This window comes from Pontibacter brevis (genome assembly GCF_054779655.1).
Window position 1 is genome coordinate 129,244 of sequence record NZ_BAAGXV010000027.1, and the last position, 13,613, is coordinate 142,856.

The 13,613-nt window shown below is 45.2% G+C and carries 6 protein-coding genes; all 6 read right to left on the reverse strand.

Annotated elements, in window-relative coordinates:
* Position 1: 1 nt before the first annotated feature.
* The 6 genes from ACYVB1_RS08395 to ACYVB1_RS08420 all read right to left on the reverse strand — a co-directional run bounded on the left by ACYVB1_RS08395 (position 2) and on the right by ACYVB1_RS08420 (position 13,212).
* Positions 2–3,361, reverse strand: a complete 3,360-nt coding sequence (locus tag ACYVB1_RS08395) for a VCBS repeat-containing protein (protein WP_460922729.1) — start codon at positions 3,359–3,361, stop codon at positions 2–4.
* 415 nt (positions 3,362–3,776) lie between these two features.
* Positions 3,777–5,453 (reverse strand): glycosyl hydrolase, encoded by a 1,677-nt coding sequence (locus tag ACYVB1_RS08400; protein WP_460922732.1) that lies wholly within the window; start codon positions 5,451–5,453, stop codon positions 3,777–3,779.
* Between the two features lie 186 nt (positions 5,454–5,639).
* Positions 5,640–6,938, reverse strand: a complete 1,299-nt coding sequence (locus tag ACYVB1_RS08405) for an IPT/TIG domain-containing protein (RefSeq protein ID WP_460922734.1) — start codon at positions 6,936–6,938, stop codon at positions 5,640–5,642.
* Positions 6,939–7,053: 115 nt separating this feature from the next.
* Complete coding sequence (locus ACYVB1_RS08410; RefSeq protein WP_460922737.1) at positions 7,054–8,256, reverse strand: glycan-binding surface protein; 1,203 nt, start codon at positions 8,254–8,256, stop codon at positions 7,054–7,056.
* Positions 8,240–9,967, reverse strand: a complete 1,728-nt coding sequence (locus tag ACYVB1_RS08415) for a RagB/SusD family nutrient uptake outer membrane protein (protein WP_460922740.1) — start codon at positions 9,965–9,967, stop codon at positions 8,240–8,242. Before ACYVB1_RS08415 ends, ACYVB1_RS08410 begins: the two co-directional genes overlap by 17 nt.
* A 20-nt stretch (positions 9,968–9,987) precedes the next feature.
* A complete protein-coding gene (locus ACYVB1_RS08420; RefSeq protein ID WP_460922743.1) occupies positions 9,988–13,212 on the reverse strand; it encodes a SusC/RagA family TonB-linked outer membrane protein in 3,225 nt (1,074 codons plus the stop codon).
* Positions 13,213–13,613: the final 401 nt, after the last annotated feature.

The following is a 13,613-nucleotide window of genomic DNA, read 5'->3' on the forward strand; positions in this document are numbered from 1 at the left end:
GCTATTTGATTTTGTATGCTTTTATATCCTGCTGGTTCACCCCAAACAACAAGGTATTGTTAACAGGAAGTATACTTCTGACATCTCCTTTTACCCGAAGACCGGATTTGGTTTGAGGAATATAGGAAAAGTTTCCTTTACCATCACCCTGCAGCAGCACTCCGTAGCTGGCATCGTACTTTCCGAAGCGCAGCCGTGCCTGGTTCATATTCCCGGCCAGAAGCACATCCAGTTTGCCGTCCTTGTTATAGTCAAACGGGTGGATGGCATAAACCGGCGCAAATTGTGCCTCTACCGGAAGAAACTTTTCTACAAACTTCCCACTCGCAGTGCTCTCAAAATAAGCTGTTTGCAAGTAATTAGCAGACAAAGCCTTTGCCCCGTTGAGTTCCTCCGATGTAAAGATTTCCCGCAGGGTCGCATCGGCATAACTCTCGTAACTCGCAAAACGCGTACGCATCATGCTCACCTGTTCCTGCAACTCGTCGCGGGTTACATAAGGGTAGCTTTGCCCTTTGATGTGGAACGTCAGGATGGGGTCTACAGAGCCATTGTCATCAAAGTCTTTATAATAAAGTTCTGCCAGTTGGCTGTCTGAGGCTTTTACCTGAGAGTTCAGCCCCATATTTCCTATCAGCAGATCCGGCTTCCCATCCTGGTTGAAATCTTCAACCACCAGTTTATTCCACCAGCCACTGTACTTCTTGCTGAAATAGGCTTCCGTGGCATCATTCAGTTTTCCGTTTTTGTTTTTGAATACTGTTACCGGCATCCACTCCCCTACTACGAGCAGTTCAGGCTTGTTGTCTCCATCCAGATCATGCCAGGCAGCATCCGACACCATGCCTACCTGCTGTAAGGCAGGCGCTACAGAAACGGTTGCATCCTTGAACTTACCGTTGCCGTCGTTCAGCAACACGTAGCTTCTTGGCAGTTCCGGATAGCGTCCCGGTATCACACGCCCTCCCACAAACAAATCCAGGTGGCCGTCACCGTTTATGTCGGCAGCACGGGCGCTGCTGCTACTGGTCAGCATTTTGGGTAAAGCGCCAGCAGCTTTTGTAAAATTGCCCTTGCCATCGTTTAGGTAAAGGCGGTCCTGTAGCGCAGCATCTTCTGGTGCGAAATTGTCGTAGCCTCCACTGCTCACATATAAATCTGCTTTACCATCACCATTCGCGTCAAAGAACAGGGCATCCACATCCTGGCTTGCTTTATCGGCCTCAAATGCTGCAGTTGCCTTTGCAGCAAATCGTCCGCCATTTTGCTGCAGGTAAAGTGCTCCAGCCTGGCCTGCAGCGCCTCCTACAAATACATCCTCTAAGTCATCGCCGTTTACATCTGCTTTCACCAAAGCCGGGCCAGAGAAAGACATGGGGTTCACGAGCAGGGGCTGGCGCTTAAAATCGTTTACCGCATTTTTCTGATGTGTGAACAATAACGTCGACTTTACTTCTTCTAAAGCAGGGGCAGTGTTGGCTTTAGGATAACGGTAGGTAGCGGTGGCGTCTTTCTCTTCCAGCACCAGCACCTGATTTGTCTTTACATCCTGTAGCACTTGCTGTTTCCCGCTCTGCCAAACCACACGCAAAGAGTCCACGGTAGCCTCCTGCCCTACACCAAAGTGCAGCACCGGCGACACGTTTGACTGGTAACCCCTTGAAGGCATTTGTTCCTGGTACTGCTGCATGTTGTTCTTATACAGCATCACTTTAGCACCAACTCCCAGCATATTTTTACCGCTTCCCTGCAATTTCACCTGCAGGTAGTTGTGCTTCAGCAACTTGTTAGCTTTATTCTGATAAATGAAAGCAGGTTTGTTGATGTTGTTGACGACTAGGTCAAGGTCGCCATCGTTGTCCAGATCTGCATAGGAAGCACCGTTGCTGTTAGAAGTAAAGTTAACCCCCCAGTCCGTGCCCTTGTTGGTGAAGGTCAGGCCGCCGTTGTTCTTGTAGATGTAGTTGTTGACGTTAGAGGATGGGATTTTATTCACCAGGTCCAGGATTGCTTTTGGTCCTCCACCGTTGCCTACACTTTGGAAATAGGAGCTCCTGTACTTGATAAAGTCCAGGTTGGTGAAATCGCGCAGGAAGCCATTCGATATAAAAAGGTCTTTCCAGCCGTCGTTATCATAATCGGCAAACAAGGGTGCCCAGCTCCAATCTGTATTGGAGATACCAGCCAGTTGCCCCACTTCACTGAAAGTGCCATCCCCGTTGTTTACTTGCAACATATTGCGCATGTACTGGGGGTTGAATCCCGCATTTACAAAAAGGTTGAAGTACTCGTAGTTGTCCGGGGAGAACAACAGCTTCTGTCTTTTATTGTCCTCCGGCAGCATATCGAGGGTGTATATATCCAGCAAACCGTCGTTGTTGACGTCCGCTATGTCGTTCCCCATTGAGTACAGGGAGGTATGCCCGATGCTCTGGTTGATTTTATCTGTGAAGGTGCCGTTGCCGTTGTTGATATACAGATAATCCGGCGCCGAATAATCGTTCGAGATGTAGATATCCAGCCAGCCGTCGTTGTTGATATCTGCTATTCCGGCGCCAAGGCCATAGGTAAATGCCGAACCGGCAAAGCCTGCTTTATCAGACACATCGGCAAACTTGCCGTTGTCGTTTCTGTAAAGCTTCACCCGCATTTCCGGCTCCTTTTTCTTCAAAATATCCTGTATGCTGATGTCATCCAGGTTCCGGAAAGTGGTGGGGTTATGATTGAGCAGGAACATGTCCAGGTCTCCATCGCGGTCGTAATCAAAGAAACTGGCACCAGTACTGAAAGAGGCATCAGCCAGGCCATACTCCTGCCCCTGCTCCAGAAAAGCAGGAACTCCGCTAGCATCAGGTCCCTGGTTTATGAAAAGCTGGTTTGCCCTTGCCTCAGGAGGCATGTTCCCGGAGTAACAGAGATACACGTCCAGCAGTCCGTCTCCATTCACATCGGCCATGGTGACACCGGTTTTCCAGTTGTTTCCCCGGCCGGCCACCCCTGCCTGCATCGTAATATCTTCAAACTGCATGTTACCCTTGTTCAGGTAGAGGCGGTTAGCCACCATATTTCCGGAGAAATAAATATCCTGTAGTCCATCGTTGTTGATGTCGCCGATAGCTACACCGCCACCGTTGTAGAAATACTGGTAGGCCAGGATGTTACCGTATGGGTTTTCCTGTATGGTATTGCTGAAGCTGATATTGGTTTTTTCAGCCGGCAATAAACTGAACATCGTCTCAGCAGGGGTCTGTGCCACCTGCGACGCACCTGCTTCATCCTTTATTTCATTCTCCTGGCAACCTGCTAAAAAAGCAGTAAGCATGAAAAAATGAAAAAGACCTGACTTCTTAAAAAACTGCATTCTTCTGTATAAGGGAAACTAAAAGTAAAGAAAGTAGCACATTCCTGCAAGGCCTTCAATTCAGGCCCTCCAGCACTAAGCATGCTAACACAAAAAACTGATTTTTAAGTCCAATAGAAGTATTGATTTCATTTGAGGAACATAAAAGATCCTGCCTGTTTGAGAGGGGCAACTAAATACAGGAAGAAGGTTACGGCACCTTTAGTACTTTGTGCGCTTTAGAGACTACATCCTGCCTTATCTTTTTAAAAGCCTGTACCGCGAGTGCGCTCGCCCTTGTTCTCTATATTTATGCCTCTGCCCAATCCGGTTACATACCTTAATTAATTCCAGAACAAGTTTAAAATTTCGTCAGTAAAATGGGGAACAACATGGCGGGGCCTTTAAATAAGGTAAAATTGCTTCCTGTGTACCATCAGTTCTTCATTACTTTCACCGCTGCCCCATTCTGGTTTGTCTTCACAAGGTATACACCTGGTATGAGGTCGGCGAACGAGACAGTCGCAGTCGTTCCTCCTACATTTTGCTGCTTTACCCGTTTTCCCTGCACGTTATAAACAGTAACTGTTTCTATTCTCCGTTCACTGCTTATGTTTAGGTCCTTTAACACAAGGGTAGGATACGCGACGAATGCTGGTTTCTCGTTTTTGTTGTCCCAAAGCCCTGTGGGTTCGGCAGGTTCAGTAACGGGGTCCTGCCTTTCATAGGTGCTTAACTGTGGCATCTCATCCAGCGTAATCACATACTCATGGGCAAACATCTTTCTCCACAAGGCCAGAGAGTTGTGCCTACTGTCGCGGGTGTATTCCCTGTACCACGGCATAAACCACAACCAGGCCGCACCATCCTCTATCAAATTATCTACATCTGGTATAGAGCCAACCTCACTCAGTGCCAACATTTTTTTGCCGCCATACCGGTTGTTCATGTCACTGAACTCCAGCGTCTGCGAACCATGATCGCCCTCTTTGTATATATCCCGACCAACAATATCCACATATTCATCGCCAGGATACCACGCATCATCGTTGGGTTCTCTTGTCCATACCCAGATGAGGTTGCGCAGGCCGTGGTGGTTTACCATGCGGTCGTACATGATGTGCCACAGTGCTTTAAGAGGAGCGGGTCCTTTGGCTCCCCACCAGAACCAACCACCTGCCGCTTCGTGCAGCGGTCTCCATATCACGGGAACGTTCTGGTCCTGCAGTTCTTTGAGTAAACCGGCCACATAATCAATATCTGCCAGCATGGCTGCATATTCTACTGAGGCGGGGTCTGAAATCCTGGAAACATCGAAAGCGGTACCGTCTGGTTTAGAATTGTTTCTGGTGTAAAATGCTTCAGTTGTGCGGGAAGGGTCACGCCAGTGCCACATCAGGGCAGGAATACCATTCCGGTTGTACCAGGTTTTCGCGTCGTTGATGGGAGTTTTGTCATTGTACCAGGTATAGCCCCTGCCACTGTGCATAAAGTCGATTCCCAACAAAGCGGGCTCTTTGCCTGTCTGCTCCTTTAACCAAATAGCTTCATCAAAGCTGTCCAGTGTCATAGCTCCAGAAATAATCTTATCTCCATAATTGTCGAGCAGGAAATCATATAGGGCTTTGGCCTCCGCCGTAGGGTTCGCAGTAACGAGCGTCTGGTTCAGGTTGAACCTGTCTGAGTCAGGTACTCTTTCAAATTCTATATAGTCGATATCAATCCACCCCCAGGACTTGGTAATCTTTAACTGGTGTTGCCCGGCCTGCATCTTTTGCGCGCTAACCAGCTTAAGTGTACTGTACTGTGTGCTTTGCTTTAGCGAGAAGTCCAAGGTGTTTCCTCCTATCTCCAGTTTGTTGATTTTATCTCCTGAAGGAGCCGCAGCCCTTAGATAGAGGCTGTAAAATCCTTCTGCAGGTACTGTGACGGAAAAAGTGAGGCTGCCCTCCCTCTGCTCTACAGCACCTCCACCTGAACAACTGGCGCATACTATCTTCGTTGCCCCTCCGGCAAGGGTGGCATTTTCAGCTTCATATTTCTGGGCATAAGCCTGTGGAGCGAAAAAGACCGTAAGCAGCAAACAAAGTATACCTATGTAAGAATGTTTCATGTCAGTGCGTTAACTATGATTTGTACAGCTAAAGTATTTTTTACCCTTTGCAAGTCCCGAAGCTTTTAATAGAATCTTTAGACATCCTGCAAAAACAGTGAGAAGGTGGGAAAAGCTAAACCCCTGGTAATAAACGAGCCCCTGCAAATTTGCAGGGGCTCGTTTATTTTGGTATCAGGATTATTTTTATTTAAACCCAACATGGTCGTAGTGCACTACTCCAGCCCATCCGGCAGACTGGAACAGGACATCACCGATTGTAGCAGGATTTCCCAGCTCCGACAATGGAATGTTATAGGTTGTCCACTCTCCTTCCACAATAGGGAACACATATGGTGAACCCCAAACTTCGTTGATGACAAGTTGCATGTTTTTACCATTTGTACCAGGACCACCATAAACAGAGAAGGTAAGTTCTGAATACCCAGAGGTAGATAAAGCAGTATTGTTGTGCCACCGGATAGCATCGTAGCTGCCATCATAGGTTTTCTTTGCTGCATACTCTCCTTGTCTTACCCTTTCTGTACTGTTCCATACTGTTGGACCTCCCCAGCCCCAGTTATCCCAACCAGTGCCTCTTGCATCATCATACAGCACGTAAGGGAGTGGTGCCAACGGAGGCAGGTTTCCTGCCATTCGCAGTATTTCCGAAGACTCAACCTCCACACCTGAAGGTGCTACCAGCGTCACGACACCATTACCTGCTTCAGCAGGAACCACTACAACAAGCTGCGTAGCATTCTGGCTTACAAACTCTGTTACAGGATCTGTTACACCTGCAAACTTAATGCTTCTTACCAGATCCAGGTTAGCGCCTGTAATTGTCAGGTTAGATTCGCGCTCTACAGGGTTAGGGGCCAGGCCTGTAATAGAAGGCAGCGTAACGATAAAGTTTTGCTCCATTTCTATAGCTAAAGGTTCTGTTCCTCCAGTCATGATAGTCATCTTTCCTGTACGGGCCTCCATCGGTACCTGAAGCACCAGCTCGCTCATGCTCTGGCTTACAAACTCAGTTACAGTAGCACCTTCGAATACAACCTCTCTCACCCAGTTTAAATAATTACCCGTAATGGTAATGTTTTCGCCCGGGCGTGCTTCTTCTGTAACAGAGTTAACCGTAACCGGAACCTGGAAGCTTAAAACTGTTTTTGAAACAACATCTTCTCCAGTATTCGTTTTCAGCGTAACACGCCCCTCCTCTGCTTCCTGAGGCACCATAACCCTGATTAACTTGGGAGTATGCTCAATAAAGCTGGCTTTAGGAACAGTTACTCCTGCAAACTCAATGGCTTCAACCTTGTTGAGGTTATGACCTATAAACCGTATTTCCTCTCCATGCTGTACTCCACTAGGGCCAAAGCTTAACAACTGCACCTGCCCTCCTGCCGGATCAACTTCTTCGTTGTTGTCGCATGATGCTAGTATTCCGAATGACAGTACCAGGCATAAGAGCAAGAGTAGCCTTGTATTATAAAATTTTTTCATATATAATTTCTTATTAATACAAATTAACAATGTGTTTCAGGCACCAATTTAGTTTTAAGCATTATCCCCCTTTACGCCGCTTTGGTTTTTCGTAAAGGGGGATGTCCTGCTTTCTCTATCTTGGTACTACACGTAAATTATCCATCCCGAATCGCGCCGTAGTGCCAGGTCCTACAAAATGGAATGAAACTGCATAGCCATTTTCATTATAGGTGAACGTGTTCCCGTTCTTGTTATTAGCCTCATAAATTTCCTTAAATGGAATACTTACAGTTTGCCATTCGTTTTGGGTATCGATGTTAGCGTTCCAAGTATAAGTGGCTTGATCTCTTCCTCCTGGGCCACCTGTACCAAAGTGCATTCTGATTCCATTATAGACCAATGGCGCTACAGTATTCATCTCAAATTTTAGGACATACTCGCCAGGATTGGCAAAAGCATCTGCCGGAATATTTTTGGTTTTTTGCTTTACTGTTCCTTCGCCTACCCAAGCTTCGAACCAACCTCCAGTATCAACTTTATCGATTCTTAAAAATTTGCCGCTAATGGGTTGAATGGCATCAGACCCACCAGATATGAAGTTTGGCCCGTGCCACCAGCCCGAAAAATCAGTATCATCAAAATCAGCAATGATATTCCGGTTATCGCGGAACCAGAAATCTGATTCAGTTTCACCAAAATTAGACTTTATTGTGAGGGGTCCTGGTTCAGCACCTTCAGGCACTCTTACCTGTATTTCATTCGGCATTGATTCAACAACTTCTCCTTCTACTCTAGCTCCATCGGCTCCGGTAAAGAAAACCTGAATCGGGTCATAGAAGTAGTTGCCTCTGATAGTAGCAATTCCACCCACACTTACATACTCACTTTCCATATAAGTAGGTCTTGGCTCACTAATGTCTACTACAAAGTCATGCTCTAATGTCTGGCCGTTAGAGAACACAATTCGCATTTTGTTTGTGATGTCAGTCGGAATGTCTGAAGGAACCCGGGTAATGATAGAGGTATTCGTAATGAATGTAGACTGAAGCGTGGCTTGTCTGTCATTTATCCATAATTCACGAGCATCTTGCAGGTTCTGACCTATAATGGCAATCATTTGTCCCTGCCCAGCTGTTGTAATAAGGGAATCTGATGCTTCCGGGCGAGTAACCCGGACATAGTCAATCATGGGGGTGCCGCCGTTCGGAAGAACATCATCATCCGAACAGCTGGTGAAAGTTCCTGTTACTACCAGAGCTACTAACAAGAACAGGAAGTGTTTTATTGAACTTCTCATAAATTTTCTAAAATTAAAATTTCTAACCTCCAAAATCATAATCAACGGCTGGTTCGCTTAAGCTAGGCGACTGGCTAAGTTCCACTGCTGGTAAAGGCATAAAGAAATTACCAGGTCCAACATCTGGAGTCCGTTCAGTTACCCAATCCGTTTTGGTGAATGTCCAACCGGTTGGGTTAGGGAAACGGTCCGGCTCAACTAAGAAAAGGGCCCGATCCTGGTTATTGATTATATTGTAAGCTTTTTGTGGGTTATAGTAATGCATTCTAGCCAAGGCATACCAGGTTAAATTTTCCATGGCAAATTCCTTTACCCATTCTTCAAACACCTGGTCTTCTCCACCTTCTGGATAGCTACTATTCATCTGGATTGGTGCCTCAACAGGTCGCAAACCAGCGCGTTCACGTATTGTATTAAAATATTGAACTGCAAGCGGATCAGAGGTTGATCCGTCATTTCCGACAGCAGCATCAACATAAGTCAGATACATTTCTGCTAACCGCATCATGTAAGTATTGTGCGGGTATCTCTGTTGAGCGGCCTGTCCACCTAAATCCAAATCGTTACCAACCACATACTTTTTAATAACAGCGAAGTTGTTGGTAGCTCCCGTGCCGGGAGCAGGCCAGGTTAATTTTTCATTTGTTACTTTATTGGTTATTTCCGGATATGTAAAACCAGGCAGCATCCAGGTAGATTTTAACCGTTGGTCCATGGTAAAACCGTTCATCTCTCCATCATTAGACGGATCGTTATCATCCTGGTTTGTGATCAAGCCTTCATACAAGCTCATCATCCACCAGGTAGCACTATAATTACCACCCCAACCGTCATTATTCACCGCTATTTCGCCCATAGGGTAAATTTGAGAGGCCATGGTGTTAGCTGCTGCGTAATTATCCCCAAAAACCCATTGGTTTTCAAATAAAGACTCTGCGTTATTATCGTAAGGATATTTGAAAAGATTCTCGTAAGGTCTAATCAGGGACTTACCGCTCATGGTAATTACCCGCTGGGCATATTCTTTAGCCTTGTCTAAGAACTCCTGGTTCCGTTGTCCTGTAGCACCAACGCCAGCCCGGGTAAGGTACGTACGGGCCAACATACCTTCTGCCGACCATTGGGTTACTCTTCCGGGTTGCGTAGAAGTAACAGGCAAGTTTTCTGCTGCAAACAGATAATCGCGAGTGATAAACTCCCATATACTCGGAACAGTATTCCGCACCTTATCCGGGTTATCTAAATCCGCAACGTTGTCTGTTATAATAGGAACTTCACCAAAAGTAGTTACCAATATGCTATAGGCAGTTGCACGCATAAATCGCGCTTCTCCAATGGCCTGTTTTTTAACTGCCTCAGTTACTTCTGGTCCTGCTAACCTATTAATGTTATAGATAGCCATGTTAGACTGTGCTATAACATTATAGCAGGCCTGGTATGCCCATAGGGTTGATCTGGAAACGCCAGTAGCTCTAAAGAACACATTGTCACGACGTTCTGCCGGCCCTTCCCAAGGGTAAAACAGGGTACCTCCACGAATGTCGCCTATAAAATAAGATGCTTGGTCATGATAATCTTTCCAGGCTACATTATAAAGGGGGGCAGTGGCGGCTAAAACCTGAGCATCTGTTTTGAAAAAAGCACCTTCAGTTAGCGTATCTAATGGTGGCCTCTCCAAAAATTCTTTTTCACAACCGGAAAATATAGCCATGGCGGCAAAGGCCCCGGCTAAAATATATCTTTTATTCATATTGCGTTATCAGTTTAAAATTAAAAATCAATTCCGAGGTTGAAGGAATAGATAGGAGTAATAGGATAGCGGCCGGTATCAACCCCAATCGGTGCGTTATCATTTCCAACGTTAGGCCCTACATAAGATCCTACTTCGGGGTCGTATCCTGTATATTTTGTGAAGGTGTACAGGTTTTGAGCACTAACTCCCACTCTAGCAGCCTTTACAATATTCTGTTTTGATATAAGTGAAGTAGGTATAGTATAGTTCAAAGAAATATTCTTAACTCTTACAAAAGACCCATCTTCTACATACTTAGTGGTGTGGCGGGCAAAGTTCTTGTTCACATCAGCACCAGAAAGCCGAGGAACAGTTGTGCCAGGGTTTTCCAATACACCCTCAGCGTTCACTCTAGCATAATTTCTGGCTTCAGTAAACATGTTTTGCCCTACGTTAATGTTGTTAGGATTTGAATTACGGAATCGTACATAGTTGTACACATCGTTCCCGTATGTTCCGGTTAACAAAACGCTAAGGTTGAAGCCTTTATAAGAGAAATCATTTGTGAAACCACCAAATAACGTTGGCCATGGGCTACCAATTTTGGTTTGGTCCAGCTCGTTGATAATACCATCACCATTCAGGTCACGGAATTTCACATCACCAACCCAAATACTATTTTCTCCTACCTCGAAAGGTTGTCCCTGGCTATCGGCAGGGCGGGCGCTATTTCGTACTTCTTCTTCTGTTTGGAAAATTCCTTCTTCAATGTAGCCATAGAAGAACCAAGGAGATTCACCTACCACTGTTCTTTGAGACCAAAGTGGCTGGATATACCAATCTGGGGCATTGCGGGCAACTACACTAGTTTCGGTATAAAGTTTGGTAACCTCAGCTCTAAAGTGGGAAAGGTTGATATTTGTTTCCCATTTGAAATCACCTTTATCCAAGTTAATTGTGTTTATCATGAAACTCCAACCTTTATTCTGAAGCGCGCCAAAGTTTACAAGAGGAGCCTGAACAGAACCATTACCCGTAGATCCCAAGTACCAAGGCAGGGAGCTTCTAACAATTACGTTGTCCGTATTTTTAACATAGTAGTCAGCTTCTATCTGAACCCGGTTTCCAAATAAACCAAGGTTGATACCTACGTTATTCGTTAGCGTTTCTTCCCACCTGAAATTGGGGTTAGGGTAATTGGCGGCCAGGAATCCTGATCCCCATTCTGTTGGGTATTGCTGAAGACGTGCATAAATATTCCCACCTGCACCTTGGTTTCCTGTTAAACCTGTTTCAAAACGTAATCTTAAATCACTTATAGCCGGAACAGAGAAAAATGATTCCTCTGAAACGCGCCAAGCAGCTGATATGGATGGGAAATATCCCCATTTATTATCAGTTCCAAAGTTGGCAGAACCATCGGCACGAATAGCACCTTGTATAATGTAACGGTCACCAAAGTTATAGTTTACTCTACCCAGGTAAGACTCCATTGCCCAATCACCTTGTCCACCACCGGTTCTTTGGTTAGCATTTTGTTCACCCGCATTGATGTCTATAATCTCGTTTGTATTAAAGCCACTTCTTCCAAGGGTGGTGTTGCGCCAATTGGATGCCTGTGCTTCGTGGGTGGCCATTACAGTTAGGCTATGTTTACCAAATTGTTTAGAATACTGCAACAATTGGTTCCAGTTCCAATAAATGCTTGTTTCATTTCTATTATCTAACCGGGCAATAGTATTGCGCTGGTACCCAAAGCTATACGTGGGCAAAAAGGTAGTACCAAATCCGTTACCGTAATCAGCATTGAAATTAGTGCGAAATTCTAAGCCTTCGGCAAGATGAACAGTTGCATTTAAGCCACCTAAAAGCCGGCGTCTCACCATATCATTGGTGATAATATTGGCTAAGCCAATTGGGTTAGCCGGCGTAAAACGTTCTGCCTCAGAAACACTACCATCGGGGTTTAACCTAGGCTGACCACCTCCATAAGTACCATCTAAATTTCGTACCGGAATGGCAGGCGATAATTGAATGGCATTATTGATGATATCCCACTGCGTTGTAGAAATTTGCTCGTTTGTTTGGGCAAAGCTAAAGTTTGCACCTAACGTAAGCCACTTATTAGCTTTGCTATCCAGGTTTAACCTAACTGAAGCACGATCAAATCCAGAGCCTATGGCAACACCCTGCTGGTCTAAGTATTCACCTGATAAATAGAAACGGGTATTCTCGCTTCCACCGCTCAAACTCAACTGGTGCTTGTTCATTGGGGCGTTTCTGAATAACTCACGCTGCCAATTTGTTCCTGCACCTAATATAGAAGGATCCAGGAAATCTTCCCGTATTGCTCCCCCCGCTAGTTCCTTATATTCATTATCCATTTGGGCATATTCCCGCAAGTTCATTACATCTAATGGTTTTGGCGGAGTCTGCACACTGGTCAGGAAAGCATAATTAACGCGTACATCACCAGATTTACCTCTTTTTGTTGTGATTAAAACCACACCATTGGTACCACGTGAACCGTAAATAGCGGTGGCAGAAGGGCCTTGCAAAACTTCCATTGATTCTATATCAGATGGATTCAAAGAAGCCAATGGGTTAACACCTGAAGTAGAGTTACTTCCCTGGATTTGCACACCATCTATCACATATAATGGCTCGTTAGATCCGTTGATAGAGTTAATACCTCTGATGTTTACTGAAATACCACCACCTGGAGCACCTGTATTTTGGGTTACATAAACACCAGGGGCACGACCCTGAATAGCCTGTTCTACAGTAGTGTTCACAGTTCTTTCTATGGATTCAGAAGTGATAGTTGCCTGGGCTGAAGGCACATCACTGGCTCTTAGCTCGCCATAACCCGTCACTACTACCTCTTCAAGCACCTTCTCATCAGGTCTTAAAGTGATGGTTATGTTAGACCGCCCGTTAACAGGAACTTCCTGTGTCGTGAAACCAATATAGGATACCACAAGAACAGCATCACTGGCAGCCTGTAACTGGAACTGTCCCTGAGCATCAGAAATAGCACCGGTAGATGTTCCCCTTACACCAATACTTACGCCTGGCAGTCCCTGATTATCTTCCGATGATACTACCCGGCCGCTTATAGGCTGCGTAGCTTGTGCAAAGCTGCAAACGCTTTGTAGCAGAAGAAAAGCCAACATTACCGGGGCTAATCTCCATGCCTTCAGCGACTCACAAACAGGGGAATTAAGTAAATAGCCCCTGTAAAAGTACATATGTTTCATCATAATTAAATATAAAAAATGTTTAGATTATTAAAGGTTAATGGGTTTATGGCACTTCTCGATTTATGCATCTACCTCCTGGTTATAATTTGATGATTTATTTGTAAGTGATTAGTCAATCAATTAAAACAGCACTTAAGCGCATTATTATAGTCCTTGTATCTTACCTGAGCTTATACTATAAGTGCTTAATCGGGTAAAAGCTGTTTCTGATAAAGCTTTCAGGGATTCACCTCCTAACTGAACAGGAAAGTAATTTCTCTATATTAATAGTATGTGTTACTATGTAACCTGCTTTCAACTAGGGTGTGTCTGATGAATACTTTTTCAGGTAAAACCTAATAAAAGCCAGCTTCAGCATCGCTAAGAAACTGACGGCTAATTTCTCATATCTTGTAGCAACT